General features: G+C 72.8%; 14 protein-coding genes and 1 rRNA gene. 9 read left to right on the plus strand and 6 right to left on the minus strand.

Going from position 1 to position 16,590, the window contains the following annotated elements:
- The first annotated feature begins 3 nt into the window (after nt 1-3).
- Nucleotides 4-120, plus strand: a 5S ribosomal RNA gene (rrf, locus tag D0T12_RS12805).
- Between the two features lie 136 nt (nt 121-256).
- Nucleotides 257-793 (plus strand): dihydrofolate reductase family protein, encoded by a 537-nt coding sequence (locus D0T12_RS12810; protein ID WP_117399800.1) that lies wholly within the window; start codon nt 257-259, stop codon nt 791-793.
- Between the two features lie 52 nt (nt 794-845).
- On the opposite strand, the gene D0T12_RS12815 is transcribed toward D0T12_RS12810, so the two are convergent.
- The 4 genes from D0T12_RS12815 to D0T12_RS12830 all read right to left on the minus strand — a co-directional run bounded on the left by D0T12_RS12815 (nt 846) and on the right by D0T12_RS12830 (nt 6,180).
- Nucleotides 846-2,498, minus strand: coding sequence for a DNA repair helicase XPB (locus tag D0T12_RS12815; protein ID WP_117399801.1), 1,653 nt, complete (start codon nt 2,496-2,498; stop codon nt 846-848).
- A 111-nt stretch (nt 2,499-2,609) separates the two neighbouring features.
- Complete coding sequence (locus D0T12_RS12820; RefSeq protein WP_117399802.1) at nt 2,610-3,047, minus strand: hypothetical protein; 438 nt, start codon at nt 3,045-3,047, stop codon at nt 2,610-2,612.
- 89 nt (nt 3,048-3,136) lie between these two features.
- On the minus strand, nt 3,137-5,527 hold the full coding sequence (locus tag D0T12_RS12825; RefSeq protein ID WP_117399803.1) for a helicase-associated domain-containing protein: 2,391 nt from the start codon (nt 5,525-5,527) through the stop codon (nt 3,137-3,139).
- Between the two features lie 41 nt (nt 5,528-5,568).
- A complete protein-coding gene (locus D0T12_RS12830; protein WP_233526017.1) occupies nt 5,569-6,180 on the minus strand; it encodes a TetR/AcrR family transcriptional regulator in 612 nt (203 codons plus the stop codon).
- A gap of 302 nt (nt 6,181-6,482) precedes the next feature.
- Here D0T12_RS12830 and D0T12_RS12835 point away from each other — a divergent pair, with 302 nt between their 5' ends.
- The 3 genes from D0T12_RS12835 (at nt 6,483) to D0T12_RS37145 (ending at nt 8,400) form a co-directional block, all read left to right on the plus strand.
- Nucleotides 6,483-6,965: a GNAT family N-acetyltransferase gene (locus D0T12_RS12835; RefSeq protein ID WP_233526018.1), complete on the plus strand. Its 483-nt coding sequence runs from the start codon at nt 6,483-6,485 to the stop codon at nt 6,963-6,965.
- A gap of 257 nt (nt 6,966-7,222) precedes the next feature.
- Entirely contained in the window at nt 7,223-7,843 is a 621-nt protein-coding gene (locus D0T12_RS12840; protein ID WP_117399805.1) for an HAD family hydrolase, read from the plus strand.
- Nucleotides 7,844-8,001: 158 nt separating this feature from the next.
- Nucleotides 8,002-8,400, plus strand: a complete 399-nt coding sequence (locus D0T12_RS37145; protein ID WP_117399806.1) for a cold-shock protein — start codon at nt 8,002-8,004, stop codon at nt 8,398-8,400.
- A gap of 133 nt (nt 8,401-8,533) precedes the next feature.
- On the opposite strand, the gene D0T12_RS12850 is transcribed toward D0T12_RS37145, so the two are convergent.
- Nucleotides 8,534-9,994: an MFS transporter gene (locus tag D0T12_RS12850; protein ID WP_233526019.1), complete on the minus strand. Its 1,461-nt coding sequence runs from the start codon at nt 9,992-9,994 to the stop codon at nt 8,534-8,536.
- A 172-nt stretch (nt 9,995-10,166) separates the two neighbouring features.
- Between D0T12_RS12850 and D0T12_RS12855 the strand changes: the two genes are divergently transcribed.
- Together D0T12_RS12855 and D0T12_RS12860 are read left to right on the plus strand one after the other, a co-directional pair.
- On the plus strand, nt 10,167-11,033 hold the full coding sequence (locus D0T12_RS12855; protein ID WP_199487435.1) for a DUF3027 domain-containing protein: 867 nt from the start codon (nt 10,167-10,169) through the stop codon (nt 11,031-11,033).
- 2 nt (nt 11,034-11,035) lie between these two features.
- Nucleotides 11,036-13,996: a sacsin N-terminal ATP-binding-like domain-containing protein gene (locus tag D0T12_RS12860; protein ID WP_117399807.1), complete on the plus strand. Its 2,961-nt coding sequence runs from the start codon at nt 11,036-11,038 to the stop codon at nt 13,994-13,996.
- Here the strand turns inward: D0T12_RS12860 and D0T12_RS12865 are convergent.
- Nucleotides 13,993-14,253, minus strand: coding sequence for a DUF2530 domain-containing protein (locus D0T12_RS12865; RefSeq protein ID WP_117399808.1), 261 nt, complete (start codon nt 14,251-14,253; stop codon nt 13,993-13,995). The genes D0T12_RS12860 and D0T12_RS12865 overlap by 4 nt on opposite strands.
- Nucleotides 14,254-14,382: 129 nt before the next feature.
- On the opposite strand from D0T12_RS12865, the gene D0T12_RS12870 reads away from it, so the two are divergent.
- A complete protein-coding gene (locus D0T12_RS12870; protein ID WP_325050785.1) occupies nt 14,383-14,922 on the plus strand; it encodes a MarR family transcriptional regulator in 540 nt (179 codons plus the stop codon).
- A gap of 347 nt (nt 14,923-15,269) precedes the next feature.
- Nucleotides 15,270-16,541 (plus strand): MFS transporter, encoded by a 1,272-nt coding sequence (locus D0T12_RS12875; RefSeq protein ID WP_117400396.1) that lies wholly within the window; start codon nt 15,270-15,272, stop codon nt 16,539-16,541.
- Nucleotides 16,542-16,590: the final 49 nt, after the last annotated feature.

Genomic DNA, 16,590 nt, shown 5'->3' on the forward strand with positions numbered 1-16,590 from the left:
GCGTTCGGTGGTTTTGGCGAAGGGGAAACACCCGGTCCCATTCCGAACCCGGAAGTTAAGCTCTTCAGCGCCGATGGTACTGCATGGGAGACTGTGTGGGAGAGTAGGACACCGCCGGACATTTCTTACAGGGAGGGCCCCGCCGTTTATCGGCGGGGCCTTTCTCATTTGCGACTTAGGCGACGGGACGGGTCCGCCCCCCGCCGGGCGCACTATGATTCGGCGTCATGCTTCCGACCTCGGGGGGAGATCACGCATGAGTGACGTGGGCGCGGGCAAGGTGGTCGTGAACAGGGCGATGTCGCTGGACGGTTTCATCGCCGGCCGCGACCACGCGATGGACTGGATCTTCGACTACATGACCTCGGACACGGTCCCGGAGGTCATGGAGGCCACGGGTGCCATGCTCATCGGCCGAGGCACGTACGAGGTCGGCAAGCGCATGTCCAAGCAGGGCCCCGAGTACGAGGGTGGAGCACAGTTCGTCCTCACCCACGAGCCTCCCGCCGAGCCGGACCCTGCCGTCACGTTCCTCACCTGTGGGCTTGAGGAGGCCGTCGCCACGGCGCGCACCGCCGCGGCCGGCAAGAACCTGGAGATCCTCGGCGCCGACCTGGCCGCGCAGTGCCTGCGTCACGGGCTCGTCGACGAGATCCTCGTGTACGTCCTTCCGGTGCTTCTCGGCGATGGCGTCCGCTTCTCGCCACCGAGCCTGGGAAGGATCGACCTGGAACCCTTCGACAACACCCAGGTGGGCGCTGTCACGATGCTCCGCTTCCGCGTGCGGAGGTAGGCCCGCCCCCGCTCAATGGGGTCGGCGGCGGAAGCGAGAGCGGGTGCGGTCGTCAGATTTCGTCGCCCGCGAGGACGGTGTCGGCGTCCACGATGCGGTAGGCGTAGCCCTGTTCGGCGAGGAAGCGTTGGCGGTGGGCGGCGTAGTCCTGGTCGAGGGTGTCGCGGGCGACGACGGCGTAGAAGCGGGCGCCCATGCCGGACGCCTTGGGACGCAGGAGGCGGCCGAGGCGTTGGGCCTCCTCCTGGCGTGAACCGTACGCGCCGGACACCTGGACGGCGACGGACGCCTCCGGTAGGTCGATGGAGAAGTTCGCGACCTTCGACACCACCAGAACGCTGATCTCGCCTGAGCGGAACGCGTCGAAGAGCCGTTCGCGTTCGCGGATGCGGGTCTCTCCCTTGATGACGGGAGCGTCGAGGAGGGCACCGAGCTCGTCGAGCTGGTCGATGTACTGCCCGATCACGAGGGTCTGTTCGCCTTTGTGCCGGTCGACCAGGGCCTGGATGAGTTTGGTCTTGGTGGCGGTGGTGGCGCAGAAGCGGTACCGCTCCTCGGGTTCGGCGGTGGCGTAGGCGAGGCGTTCGGAGTCGGTGAGGGTGACGCGGACCTCGACGCAGTCGGCGGGCGCGATCCAACCCTGGGACTCCATGTCCTTCCACGGCGCGTCGTAGCGTTTCGGGCCGATGAGTGAGAACACGTCGCCTTCGCGGCCGTCCTCCCGGACGAGGGTCGCGGTGAGGCCGAGGCGGCGGCGGGCCTGGAGGTCGGCGGTCATGCGGAAGATCGGCGCGGGCAGCAGGTGGACCTCGTCGTAGACGACGAGGCCCCAGTCGCGGGCGTCGAAGAGTTCGAGGTGCGTGTAGGCGCCCTTCCGGCGCGTCGTCATGATCTGGTAGGTGGCGATCGTGACGGGACGGATCTCCTTCTTCGTGCCCGTGTACTCGCCGATCTCGTCCTCGGTGAGGGACGTGCGCCGGAGCAGTTCCTGCTTCCACTGGTGCGCCGACACGGTGTTGGTGACGAGGATGAGCGTGGTGGCCTCGGCACGGGCCATGGCGGCGGCGCCGACGATGGTCTTGCCCGCGCCGCACGGCAGGACGACGACGCCGGAGCCGCCGTGCCAGAACGTCTCTGCGGCGTCGCGCTGGTAGGAGCGCAGGTGCCAGCCGTCCTCGACGAGGGAGATCGGGTGGGCCTCGCCGTCCACGTACCCGGCGAGGTCCTCGGCGGGCCAGCCGAGTTTCAGCAGGGCCTGTTTGAGCGCGCCGCGCTCGCTCGGGTGGACGGCGACGGCGTCCTCGCCGATCCGCTCACCGATCATGCCCTTGATCTTCTTCGCGCGGAGGACCTCCTCCAGGACGGACCGGTCGGAGGAGGCGAGGACCAGGCCGTGCGCGGGATCCTTCTCCAGCCGCAGCCGCCCGTACCTGGCCATCGTGTCGGCGACGTCCACGAGCAGCGCGTGCGGGACCGGGTACCGGGAGAACCTGATCAGCGTGTCGACGACCTGCTCGGCGTCGTGGCCGGCGGCGCGGGCGTTCCACAGCGCGAGCGGCGTCACGCGGTAGGTGTGGACGTGTTCGGGCGCCCGTTCGAGTTCCGCGAACGGCGCGATCTCCTTGCGGCAGGCGTCGGCCAGTTCGTGGTCGACCTCCAGCAGCAGCGTCTTGTCGGACTGGACGATGAGCGGACCGTCGGTCAAGGCGAAAGCCCCCGTCGAGATGGGATGTTCGAGGCAGCGCGCTCGTGCACGTTACCCGAGGTGCCGGCGCGAGAGTTCAACGTCCACCACCGCGCCGTTTATTGCCCGGGGTCAGACTCCGCCGGACGAGCCGTAGTCCGGCTCGGCGGTGTCGAGAATCGCGAAGATCACGAGCAGGGTGATCGCGATCACGATGGAGGCGGCGAAGATCGCCCAGCTCCAGATGGTGAGGTTCCGGGCGGAGCGCGGGTCGGTGTGGACGCGGCCGAGGGCCACCCCGGCCGTGACGATGCCGGGGATGGCGAAGATGTTGCAGCACAGCGACAGGGCGAGGGCGTTGCAGACGAGGGCGGCGATGGCGGAGCCGTTGCTCGCCGTGCCGTGCGGCACTCCCGGAGGGCCGTAGCCGTATCCGTGCGGGTCCCAGGCGCCCTGGGGGCCGCCGTACGCGCCTCCGCCGCCGTACGCGCCGCCCGGGTCCCAGCCCTGGGAGCCGCCACCGTAGGGGTCCTCCCAGCCCGACGGCGGAGCACCTCCGTATCCGCTCATCGGGAGCCCTCCTCACACTGTTCGCCGGACACGCTATCGGTCCGATGGGTCTCGCTTTGACCGTATGTGTGGTTCGTCGGTTCCCAGGTTCACGGCGTGGGGTCGTCGGTCAGTTCCGACACTCCGGTGATGCGGTGCAGCGCGAAGCGGTGGACGGCGGCGCGGGTGGCGTCGTAGCCGGTGAGGAACCCGCCCTCGACGCGGACGGGTTGGACGATGCGGCTGGACGCCTGGCCCTGCTGGTCGAGGTAGCCGATCCAGACGCGCCCGCCGCGGTCGGCGGCGCTGCGGAGCCGCTCGATGGTGGCCATCGCGGGGGAGCGGGGCGGCTCACCGGGCGGGGCGTCCGCCCGCAGCCGGGCCTGCGCGGCGCCGTGCCTGGCCGCCTCGTCACCGGCGCGCAGCGCCCGGACCGCGGCGTCGATCATGGACGCGTCGGTGCGTTCCGCGGGCCGCAGCCGGACGATCTCGGCGGTCGGCGGCGGGTCGGCGCGCTGCGCGTCCGGGCGGGTCACGATCACGCCGCCGCCGGGGGACTCGGCGACCGGCGCGAGGCCCATGGCGCGCAGGCCGTCGAGGAGGTCGGCGCGCTGCAACGTCGACGCCAGGACGGTCGGGGCGAGGCGGTGCAGCCGCAGCGCGTCGGAGCGGCGGTCGGCGAGGATCTCGTCGAGGGTGCTGGAGGAGTCGGTCCGGACATAGGACGCGAGGGCGCCGACGCGCAACTGCCCGTGGCGGCGGGCGACGTCGTCGATCAGGTAGGTGAGCGGCTGCGGCAGCGGCGTCGCCGAATGCCGCGTCAGCAGGCCGGTGAGGTCGGCGGCGGTCCGGCCCGCGTCCAGGGCGCGGCGGATCGACTCGGGGGTGAAACGGTAGACGGTGGCGCCGCCGGTGGACTCGACGTCCGCGGCCAGCGCGATCTCCCGGGCGAGTTCCGGGACGAGCGGGCCGGGCGCGATCGCCGTGAGGTCCGCCTGGATGAGGATCTCCTCGACCGGGGCGGGCAGGTGCTTCTCCAGGGCGGGTTCCGGGTCGGCGCCGTTGAGCAGGTCGCGGGCGAACGGGGCGAGTTCGCCGAAGCCGGTGAAGCCGAGCGCGGCGGCCTCCCGCAGCGTCCAGCCGATGAGCCGGTCGCGGTTGGGGCCGCCGCGGCGGGGCCGCAGCCACGCGATGCGGTCGCGGAGCGCGTCCTCGGTGACGGCGCCGCGGCCCGCGTCGGCGAGGACGTCCAGTGTCGCCCGCCGGGTGGTGGACGCGCCGCCGCGGACCATCGCCTCGCTGAGCGCGTTGATGAGCCGGTCGCGGTCGTCGCGTTCCCCGGCGAGGCCCGCGGCCCGGCCCGACTTCAGCCAGCCGTGGGCGAGTTCCGTCCAGCGGCCCGCGGCGTCGCGCATCAGCCACAGGTCGTAGGCGGGGGTCGGCAGCCATTCGCCGTCGAGGTCGCCGGTGCGGGTCAGCAGCCCGGCCGCGTACGCGACCTCCGTCAGCAGCGCCGCCTTCCACTCGGGGACGTCCAGCAGCGTGGCGGCGGCGCGCAGGTCGCGGACGGCGAGGCCGCCGCTGCGCAGCACGGGCGGCGGGTCGAGGCCCCAGCGTTCCAGCAGCTCCTCGATGAGCCGGACGGCGTTGAACGCCTCGCCCGCCGCGGCCCGGACCACCACGTCCTCGGGACGCGGTTCGCGCTGGGCGGGGGTGAGCGGCGGCGGGTCCGCCGGGACGTCGCGGAACAGCCGCCCGCCGCGCAGGTGCAGCGCCACCTCGCGGGGCAGGGTGACGGTGCGGTCGTCCTCGGCGGCGAGGAGACCGCGGGCGAGGAGCCGCTCGATGGGGGTGGCGGCGGTGTCGATCCGGACGGGTCGGCGCGCGTCGGAGACACGTCCGACCGGCGGGCCCCAGATCAGGTGGTCGAGGGCGGTCCGCGCCTCGGGGCCGGCGTCGTCGATCAGCGGCGCCGGGTCGCTCAACAGTTCGGCGAGCCGCTGGAGCAGGCGCGCCGAGTCGGCGAAGCCGCGCGGCGCCTCGCCGTCGAGGTCGGTGACGAGGTCGGTGAGCCGTTCGCGGGAGTATCCGGCGAACACCTCCCGGACGGGCGGGCCGAGCCCCGCCGGATGCGGCAGCGACTGCCGGACGCCGGGCGCCACGGCCGGTGCCCCGTCGCCCCAGACCAGCCCGTACCGGCGGAGCGTGCCGAGCGCGTCGTCGACCCGGTCCGGGGGCGCGTCCATCGCGGCGGCGAGCGACTCCCCGCCGGCCGGTTCGGGGTCGGCGGGGGCGGACAGGACGAGCAGCGCCTCCAGGACGGCGAGGGTGAACCGGTCGAGGCGGTCGAGGGCGCGGGACACGGCGGCGGGCGTGGTGGCGCGGGCGGCGAGTGCCGTCAGGTCGGCGGGGACGGGCGCGAGGAGTTCCGGACGCGCGGCGAGGAGCGCGCGAAGCCCGTCGTCGTCTTGCGCGCGAAGCCAGTCCGCAAACGTTTCCATGCCGTTCCTCAACCTTAGGTGGCGTCCATGGCGGTCGCGGGTCAGGGTGCCGGTGCGCGTTCCATGCGCACCAGCCCGAGACCGAGCCGCGCCCAGCCGTCCACGAACCTCTTCTCGTCGATACGGGTCGGCGGCTCGTACATCGACTCGTTCGCCAGCCAGTAGTTCACCACCGCGCCGCCGAGGACCGCCGCGATCGCGGGCCAGTCCTCGTCGGTGCCCTCGAACTCGGGCTGCGCCGCCAGCCAGGTGGAGATCCCCTCGTACAGGGGGTTGACGATGCCCTCGCGCATCTCCGTGACCAGGTGCGGGAACTGGTCGAGGTCACGGAACAGTACCCGGATGAGGTCCTGTTCCTCGCGCATCTTCGCCAGCCCCGCCTCGCACGTCGCCCGCAGGCGGGTCTCCAACGGACGGTCCGCGTGGACGGGCGCCTGGTCGAGGACGTCGCTGATCTGCCGGCGGGTCAGGTCGATGTGCTCGCGGACGGCGGAGGCGAGGACCTCCTCCTTGGACCGGAAATGCCGGTACAGGCCGCCCGCGCCCGGTGACAGACCGGCGGCCGCCTCGATCTCCGCCACCGACGTCGCCGCGTAACCGCGCTCGGCGAACAGCCGGAGCGACTCGGCGACGATCCGCTCGCGCGTGGACATCGGCATCTGCTCCTAACCTCCAAGGGCCCCGCCCCCTCAATGGGCCCGCCGCACGGTTTCGACGCACGAAGTGAGGCGCCGGTGCCCCGTTCCGCGGGGACCGCGCCGCCTGAGCCTACCGCCGCGCCTACCAGGCGTTGCGGTTCGTCGTGCGCTGTCCGGCAGGCCGCATGTCAGGGGCCTTCGGTGACGGGACCGTGGCGTCTTCACCGTGTGTTACGCCTCGCTTCACTCCCGGGTGCGGATAGAGTTTCGGTGCCCGCGCCCCGTCGCCGAAAGGGGCGTCGTCGGAAAGGTCGGCGATGTTCGAGTCTCCGCGGAAGGCGACCGACGGGACGTTCCTGCCCGAAGACTTCGTGGTGCCCACGCTGGTGGCCGGTTCCCGGTTCCAGATCCGTCCGATCACCGTGCACGACGTGGTGAAGGACTACGGCGCCGTGATCGGCAGCCTGGACCGGCTCGCCGGGCGGTTCGGCCCCGAGTGGGGGTGGCCGGATCGGGAGTTCACCTTCGAGCAGGCCCTGATCGACGTCGCGTGGCTGCAGAAGGAGAGCCAGCTGCGGCGCTCGTTCAGCTATGTCGTGATCACCCCGGACGGGGAGCGGCAGCTCGGGCGCATCCATGTCGCCCCGTCCGACGATCCCGCCGCGGACGCCGTGGTGGTGTTCTGGGTCCGGGCCGACGAGGAGAACTCCGCCCTGGACAAGGAGCTGGAGGAGTTCGTCCGCGAGTGGGTCACGACGGCCTGGCCGTTCGACAACGTCCGCTTCCCCGGCCGGGACTAGTTCGTACCGGACGCGGCTTTTGCTCCGGGTGGCGTGTTCAAGTACTGCGTTTTCCCTGGTCAGGTGGTTCGTGGGCGGGGGGTCGGGTATAGGGAGGTCACGGGCGGCCGATCCGGCACCGGGCACGCCAGATCCGGTCACTGCGGAACGGTCCCCGCGAGATAGGCCCGCGCTCTCCTACTCGGATCCCGTCGCATCGCCACTACCAGGGGAGCGCGGGTACTCGCGTGCGTTCGCACCCTTTTACCCTGGGGGACGTGCGCGATCTCGCTTTCGAAGCCGTCGGCTTCGACCTCGACCTGACATTGGCCGACACCCGGGCCGGGATCGGCGCCGTGTACGCCGCCCTGGCCGCGGAGACCGGAGTTCCCATCGACACCGACCTCGTCGTGCGGCGCATCGGGCCCCCGCTGGAGGTGGAGCTGGCGTACTGGTTCCCCGCGGTCGACGTGCCCTCGATGGCCGCCCGCTACCGGGCGATCTACGCCGACATCGCGGTCCCGGCGACCGTGCTGATGCCGGGTGCCGCGGCGGCGCTGGACGCGGTGCGGCGCGGCGGTGGGCGTGTGATCGTCGTGTCGGGCAAGAACCAGGCCGACACCGAACGGACCGTCCGGTTCCTCGGCCTTGAGGTGGACGTCGTGGTCGGCGGCCTGTTCGGCGCGGACAAGGGCGCCGCGCTGCGCGAACACGCCGCGGGCGCCTACATCGGCGACCACACCGGCGACGTGGACGCGGCCCGCGCGGCGTCCGCGGTCGCCGTGGCGGTCGCGACGGGCGCGTACGACTCGGCGGCGCTCTCGGCGTACGGCGCGGACGTCGTCCTGCCGGATCTTCTGACCTTTCCCGAATGGCTCGGCGGGTTCCGGCCGTCCTGAGCTGCGAATCGATATTCGGATGCCGTTGTCGGACGTCCGGGATAGCTTCTGAACGTCGACCCCGTGGGCGTCGCGAAGGGTGCCTGGTGTGTACATCGGCCCGTGGCGAGGCACTAATCTTGAGGTCGATTCAGGACGATTACCGAACGAGGTTTCCCGTGCCGACTGGCAAGGTCAAGTGGTACGACTCCGACAAGGGGTTCGGCTTCCTCACGCGCGATGACGGCGGTGAGGTCTTCGTGCACTCATCGGCATTGCCGGGCGGGGTCACGTCGCTCAGGCCGGGCCAGCGCATCGAGTTCGGCGTGGTCGAGGGGCGCCGCGGTCAGCAGGCCCTCCAGGTGCGGGTGCTGGAGACGCTGCCGTCGGTGGAGAAGACCATGGCCAAGCAGCGGCGCAAGAAGCCCGACGAGATGGTCGTCATCACCGAGGACCTCATCAAGCTGCTGGACGGCATCTCCAACACCTACCGGCGCGGCAAGCACCCGGCCCCGGCGGAGGCCAAGAAGATCGCCACCGTGCTGCGGGCCGTGGCCGACGACCTCGCGGCCTCCTGACGGACGCCCCCGTCCCGGCCGCCCCGTCCCGAACGCCCTGTCCCGAACGCCCTGTCCCGAACGCCCTGTCCCGAACGCCCTGTCCCGAACGCCTGAGTCAGGTGGCCTCCGTTCCAGGTGAACCTGTCCTTCGTCAGCTGTGCATCTCGGGATGCGCGTCCTTGATCGTGGGCGGCGGGGGCGGGTGCGCGCGGCGGCGGGTCGTCGCCTGCCGCCGCAGCAGCAGGGCCAGCGACACGGCGAGCGCCGCGGACACGATCGCCAGGGCGACCCGTCCGTCCGCGACGATCGACATGCCGAGGCCGAGCAGCCCGCCGACGACCCAGACGAGCTGGTGCAGGGTCTCCGAGACCGCGAACGTCGACGAGCGCATCTCCTCGCCGATCTCGCGCTGCACCACCGCGTCCATGGACAGCTTCCCGAGGACCTGCCCGAGCCCCGCCGCGGCCGCCACCGCCAGCGCCGCCCACAGGCCGAAGAACGCGGCGCTGACGGCGGAGACCACGGTGACGGACGCCAGGGTCGCCGAGACGATCAGCCGGGGCGCGCGGGCCTTCATCCACGCGCCGAGCGTCGTGCCGATCAGGCCGCCCGCTCCGGCGGCCGCCGCGAGCAGGCCGAGCGCGACGTTGTTGGACACCGGGTCGAACCGTTCCTGCCGCAACAGGAACGCCAGATAGATGATCAGGAAGCCGGACAGCGCGCGGAGGACGGCGTTCGCCTGCATCGCCTCCGCCACGACGGGGCCGACGCGCGGCAGCGTCCGCCACCGCCGCCGCCGTGCGCCCCGCTCAGCCGAAACCCCGTCCGATGCCGCGTCCGGTGCGCCGTCGGGCTTCGATGTCGCCGCCGATTCGGCCATCTCGGCGAGTTCGGCCTCGGGGACGTCCACGTGCCGTGGCAGCCGCATGGTGAACACGACGCCCAGCAGGAACACGACCGTGCCGATGCGCAGCACCCAGTCCGCGCCGATGAGCAACGCGAGACCGGCGCCGATCGGCGCGGTGACCGACGCGGCGATCAACCCCGCGAACGCGGACCGCGCGTTCGCCGTCACCAGCGTGATCTCGTCCGGCAGGACGCGGGGGGTCACCGCCGCGCGCAGCACCCCGTACGCCTTGGACAGCACGAGCACGCCGAACGCGGCGGGCAGGAACGTGACCTGGTCGCCGTGCGGCAGCGCGCTCGCCATCGCCCAGCACAGCAGCGCGCGGAGCACGAACGTGCTGGCGATCGCGTACCGGCGGACATGCCGCGCCCGGTCGAGCGCCGGGCCGATCAGTGGGGCGACCAGCGCGAACGGCGCCATCGTGACGACGAGGTAGAGGGCGACCTGGCCGCGCGCCTGGTTGACGTCCAGGCCGAAGAACAGCGTTCCGGCGAGGGCGACGGTCACCAGCGCGTCGCCCGCGGAGTTGAACGCGGACGCCTCGATCAGGCTGCCGAGGCCGCTGCGTCCCGCGCCCTGGGCGTGCGTGACGCGGCGGGTGAGTCGGCCGGTGCGCGCCATCGCCGCACGCGTGCCGCGCGCCGCCCGCGCCGCACCTCCGGCACCGGCGCGTACGGACCGCCCGAACAGTGTCCGGTCACCCATGCGCCCTGATCTCTCCCCGCGGTCTCCTGGATCCCACCGGCGCCCCGGCCTTTGATTGAGAGTACGTTCCCTGCTGGGAGGCCTGCTCACCCATGAGGCGCCGGTGGTCGTTTTCCCTGGGACGGGTCGTCTGAGTGCCCGGCCACGTCGTTTCATGGGTGAGAATTGACACGTGAGCCCACTGCCTCAGTCGCCCCGGCCGACCCGCCGGACCCGCACGCCCGTCGTCGACACCGCCTGCGCCGAGGCCGTCGCCCTCGCCCGCGAGGCCGCGGAGGAGACAGCCCGGCCCGGCCCGGTCGGCGAGCATCTCGGCCTGCGCGCCGAAGGCGACCGGGTGGTCACGCACTATTTCGAGTGCTTCGACGCCGCCTACGAGGGGTGGCGCTGGGCGGTCACGGTGACGCGGGCGTCCCGCGCCAAGGTCGTCACCGTCAGCGAGTGCGTCCTGCTGCCGGGCGAGGACGCGCTGCTCGCGCCGCCGTGGGTGCCGTGGCTGGACCGGCTGCGGCCCGGCGACCTCGGCCCCGGCGACCTGCTGCCGACCGCGCCCGACGACGTCCGGCTCGCGCCCGGCTACGCGCAGGTGGACGACTCCGCCGACCGCCAGGCGCAGTGGGAGCTCGGGCTCGGCCGCGTCCGGGTCCTGTCCCGGGAGGGACGGGACGAGGCCGCCGCGCGCTGGTACGACGGGGTCGGCGGCCCGCGTGCGCCGATCGCCGCGTCCGCCCCGGCGCAGTGCTCCACCTGCGGGTTCTTCCTGGTGCTCGCGGGCGAGCTGCGGCAGATGTTCGGGGTGTGCGCGAACGAGTACGCGCCCGACGACGGCCGGGTGGTCTCCGCCGACCACGGCTGCGGCGCGCATTCCGAGGCGGTCACGATCCCGGCCCTGTCGGAGCACAGCCCGCCGGTCGTCGACGAGCTGGGCTACGAGGTCCTGCCGTCGCTCACGGCGGAGGCCGTCGCTCCCGACGAGGCGCCCGTGTCCGTGGACGAGAACGCCGCGTCCCTGGACGACGAGGCCCTCGGCCACAGCTGACCATGCCGGATCTCGGGACGAGCGCCCTGCGTGAGCGGGTGCTGCGCGCCTGGAGCGAGTTCCCCGCCCGGTTCCGTGAGGACGCCAACGCCGAGGAGGACTTCGCCCTCGGCGGCTACCGCGACCGCGTGGTGATCGAGCTGGCGCAGAACGCCGCCGACGCCGCGCTGCGCGCCGCCGTCCCCGGGCGGCTCCGCCTGACCCTCCGCACGTCCCCGCCGGAGGCCGTGCTGACGGCCGCCAACGTCGGTGCGGCGCTGGACGCGGCGGGCGTGGAGGCGCTGTCCACGCTGCGGGCGTCGGCCAAGCGGGACGACGCCGGCGCGACGGGACGGTTCGGTGTCGGGTTCGCCGCGGTCGCCGCCGTCAGCGATCGGCCCTCCATCGTCTCGGGCGGGGCGGGCGTGATGTGGTCGCGTGAGCGGGCCCGGGAACTCGTGGAGGGGACCGCGGCGCTCGCCGACGAGCTGCGGCGGCGCGGCGGGCACGTGCCGCTGCTGCGGTTGCCGTTCGCCCTGGACGAGCCGCCCGAGGTCCCGCCGGGGTTCGACACGGTGGTGCGGCTGCCGTTGCGGGCCGAGGCGGTGGAGCCCGTCCGGCGGCAGCTCGCGCAGGCGGGCGCGGCGCTGATGCTGGCCCTTCCGGCGCTGGAGAACGTCGAGATCGACGTGGACGGTGACGTCCGCGAGCTGACCGCCGAGCATCGTCCGTCCGGGGAGACGGTCATCAACGGGTCGATGTGGCGAACCGTGGAGGCGCACGGGGGAACGCCCTCGGCGCTGTTGGAAGACCGTCCCGTGGAGGAGCGCGCCCGGCCGTTCTGGCAGGTGCGGTGGGCACTGCCAGAGGACGGTCTGCCCGAGGGCACCCCGGAAGTCCTGCACGCGCCCACACCCAGTGACGAACGCTTGGGCCTGCCCGCGCTGCTCATCGCGTCGTTTCCGCTGGCACCCGACCGGCGTCACGTCGCGACCGGGCCGCTGACCGATTTCCTCGTCGACCGGGTCGCGGACACCTACGTGCGGCTGCTGGAGGAACTTCCGGTCTCGCCGCGCGTGCTCGGGCTCGTCCCCGGCCCGGTCGGCGCCGGGGAACTCGACGCCCGGGTGCGGCGCGCGATCAGGGAGCGCCTCCCGGACGCGCCGCTGCTGCCCGACCGGACACGCGGACGCGACGCGGTCACCGTGGACGCGCCCGCCGCGTTCGTCGAGTTCCTGGGCGAGGTCGTGGCCGGGCTGCTGCCGCCGGAATGGCCGGCGCGGAGCCCGGCGCTCGCCGCGCTCGGCGTCCGCCGGGTCGAACTCGCCGACGTCATCGACGAGCTGGCCGCTGTGGACCGCGAACCGGCGTGGTGGCACCAGATGTACGGGACGCTCGCCGGGGCCGCCACAGACGCTCTGGGGGCCCTTCCGGTGCCGTTGGCCGGGACCGCCGGGAGGACGGTGCGCGGCCCGCGCGGGCTGCTGATCGCCGACGGCGTCGATCCCGGCGGTCTGGACGCGCTGGGCCTGCGGTTCGTCCACCCGGAGGCGGTGCATCCGCTGCTGGCGCGGCTCGGCGCCGTCGAGGCGGGGCCGCGGGCCGTCCTCGCCGACGACGCCGTGCGCGCCGCCGTCCGGGAGTCGCTGGAGTCCGACGACCCCGACGCGGTCGCCGAGGCGGTCCTGGGGCTGGTCGCGGCCGCGCGGATCGACCCCGGTGAGGAGCCCTGGCTCGCGGAGCTGGCCCTGCCCGGCGACGACGGCGACCTCTACCCGGCGGGCGAGCTGCTCCTGCCCGAGAGTCCGCTGCGTGCCCTCATGGCCGAGGACGCGCCGTTCGGGGTGGTGGACGGCGACCTGCTCCGAAAGTGGGGCGCGGACACGCTCACCGCCGTCGGCGTCCTGGACGGGTTCGCCCTCGCGAGGGCCGAGGACGTGAACCTCGCCGGGCTCGCCGACGAGGCGGAGACCCTCGACCTCGATGACGAGGACCTGTGGGCAGAGGACGTCCTGCGGCGCACCGGCCCGGCCGACCTTCCGCCGCTCGTCCCGGAGTTCGTGGCCGTCCGTGACCTCGAACTCGTCGACGACTGGTCCGCGGCGTTGCGCGTTCTCGCGGAGCCGCCCTTGCGGGCCGCGATCGTCGATCCGGTTCATGTGGCGTTGCACGACGGTCGGCGAGTGACTGTTCCGTCCTACACGGCGTGGTGGCTGCGCCGTCACCGCGTCCTGGACGGGCGCCGTCCCGGCGAGTACACCCTGCACGGGGACGAGGCCCTGGAAGGGCTCTACGACGTCGCGCCCGAAGGTCTGGACGAGCGATTCCTTCTCGCTTTGGGCGTCCGCACGTCCCTGGAGGATCTGCTCGACGAACCCGGAGGCGCCCAAGAGCTGCTCGACCGGCTCGGTGACCCGGAACGGTCTGTCACCCGGGCGCGACTGGGCGGGCTGTACACGGCCCTGGCCGACACTCCGGACGTGACCGTCGAACCACCCGACCGTGTGCGGACGGTCGTGGACGGTGAGGCCGAGGTGGTGGACGCCGCCGACGCCCTCGTCCTGGACGCCCCCGACCTTCTCCCGCTCCTGCGGGGCCAACCGCTGGTCATCGCCGCCCAAGGACGGGACGTGCGGCTCGCCGAACTCCTCGACCTGCCCCTGGCCGGTGAAGAGGTACCGGGCGTCGTCCAGTCGGAGGGCGAGAAACGACCCGTGCCCGACGCGGTCAGGTCCGTCCTATCGGACGCGCCCGCCGACTACCTCGCCCACGATCGGCTCGTCGTGGACGGCCAGGAAGTGCCGTGGTGGACCAGAGACGGCGAAGTACGCGCGAGCGGGACCGCGGGCCTGGCCCGCGCACTGGCGTGGTCCACGGGGAACTGGGCGTCCCGGCTGATCGTCGAGGCGGTCCTGCGCGCCCCGGACGCGCTGCCGGACCTCCTGGCCGAGACCGACCTGGACCCCCTCGCCGGGGAGCACTAACCGGCGTGCTCGCGCCGTTCGGCGCGGGCGGCCTCCTGGCGGGCGCGCTGGGATTGGAGCCTCGGGACGTACCAGACGCCGAACATGCCGCTCGCGAAGCCCGTCACGCACACCCACAACCACCAGCGGTCCTCGGACGGCAACCCGACGATGAGCAGCACGACGAACGCCACCGCCCAGGCGGCCGCGCCCGCGGCCGCGATGCGGACGTCGTTGGTCTTCATGGGCGGCGGATCCGGGCGGCGCGGTCGCGTCATGCGGTCAGGTTACGCGCCGGTCGCCCCGCCGTCCCGTACGACCCCGCCGATGACCAGCCGGAAACCGGCGACCGGGCCTTCGGCGGGCCGAATCCGCATGGCAGCATGGCAGACAGGAGACCAATGACGATGACAGCGCCAATGACAGGGCCGAAGACCGAGCCGGCCACTGAGCCGGCCACCGAACCGGAGACCGAGCCGAAGATTCGAGGCCGGGGGGAGTCCGCGCCGGGGCTGGCCGAAGAGCTGCGCATCTCGATCGCGCGACTGTCGAGGCGCCTGCGTACCCTGCGTCGACCGGCGGGCGGAGCCTCGGGCGCGGACGGCCCGGCGCCGCTGACGCTCACCCAGTTCGCCGCGCTCGCCGCGATCGAGCGGCACGGGTCGATGACGCCACGGGAACTGGCCGACCACGAGAAGGTCCAGCCGCCCTCGATGACCCGCGTGATCGCGTTCCTGGAGGAGCGGGGCCTCGTCGCGCGCAGCCCCCACCCGACGGACGGCCGCCAGGTCGTGCTGAACGCGACCGAGGCGGGCTCCGAGCTGCTGGCGGACGAGCGGCGCCGCAAAGAGGCGTGGCTGGCCAGGAGGCTCACCGAGCTGACCGACGACGAGCGGGAGATCCTCCGCCGGGCGGCGCCGATCATCGACAAACTCAGCCGTTCCTGAGCGCGCTTGCCGGAATGCCGGAGGTCCGGATACCGTTAGCAGGGTTAATGACTTCTGCTAAGGAAAAACCCGACGAGGCCGAGGGGGCCACGAGAAGCCGCCCCCACGGCCGACGGCCCGTGCGCGTCCACCACGCGGCCGTACCCCCCGTCACCCCCACCAGCCCCTCCAGCCCCTCCAGCCCCTCCAAGCCGACCGGCCACATCGCCCCGACCGCCGTCATCACCAAGGCGGACGTGACGGAGCCGGAGCGGACCGACGTCCCCCAGCCGGTCGAACCCGTCGAGCCGAGCGAGAACGCCGTGCTCGCCGCCGACGAGGAGCCGGAGGCCCCGCGGTCCGGGGGCATGTTCCGGTCCCTGCGCGTCCGCAACTACCGGCTCTACGCCGCGGGCCAGGTCGTCTCCAACACCGGCACGTGGATGCAGCGCATCGCGCAGGACTGGCTCGTCCTCGAACTGACGCTCGGCAGCGGCACCGCGCTCGGCATCACCACCGGCCTCCAGTTCCTGCCCCTGCTGCTGTTCGGCCTGTGGGGCGGCGTCATCGCCGACCGCTACTCCAAGCGGCTCCTGCTGATGCTCACGCAGACGGCCATGGGCGTCCTCGCGCTCATCCTCGGCTTCCTCGCGATCACCGGCGCCGCGCAGGTGTGGCACGTCTACGTGCTGGCGTTCGGCCTCGGCCTCGCGACCGTCATCGACAACCCGGCCAGACAGTCGTTCGTCGTGGAGATGGTCGGCAAACGCGACCTGCCGAACGCGATCGCGCTGAACAGCGCCACGTTCAACGGCGCCCGCCTCCTCGGCCCCGCCGTCGCCGGTGTGCTGATCGCGCTGATCGGCACGGGCCCGGTGTTCCTGGTGAACGCGGCGTCGTTCGGCGCCGTCCTGTTCGGCCTCTACGCGATGCGGACGGACGAGCTCCACCCCGCCGACCCGGTGAAACGCGCCAAGGGACAGCTCCGCGAGGGCCTGCGCTACGTCCGCGGACGGCGCGACCTGATGCTGATCATCATCCTGATCGGGTTCCTCGCCATGTTCGGCATGAACTTCGGCACCACGGTCGCGCTCGTCGCCAAGGAGGTCTTCCACACCGACGCGTCCGCGTTCGGCCTCGCGTCCAGCATGCTCGCGCTCGGCGCGCTGGCCGGCGCGCTGATCGCCGCGCGGCGGGTGGCCAGGCCGCGGCTGCGGCTGCTGGTGGCCGTGGGCCTGACGTTCGGCGTGCTGGAGATCATCACCGGTCTGATGCCGACGTACTGGTCGTTCCTGGCGCTGCTCGTCCCCACCGGCGTCGCGATGATGACGATCATGACGGCGGCCAACTCCAGCATCCAGCTCGGCGTCGCGCCCGAGATGCGCGGCCGGGTCATGGGCCTGTACATGCTGGTGTTCCTCGGGTCGAACCCGCTCGGCGCCCCCACGGTCGGCTGGATGGCCGAGCATTTCGGCGCGCGCACGAGCATCGTCGCCGGAGGCCTGATCTCCGCCCTCGCCTCGCTCGCCGTCGGCGCGCTGGCCGCGCGGGACCATCCCGCGCTCGCCCGTCTCCGGCGGGGCGCCCTCGCCTCCCGCGTGTCGCGGGCTTCCCGCGCCTCCGGTGCTCGATCCGCGTGACAACGGGTGCCATCTGCTGAAATGCTGACCGGGTGGCCCTCCGGACGCT

The sequence above is a fragment of the Actinomadura spongiicola genome, from assembly GCF_003432485.1.
Lineage (GTDB): Bacteria > Actinomycetota > Actinomycetes > Streptosporangiales > Streptosporangiaceae > Spirillospora > Spirillospora spongiicola.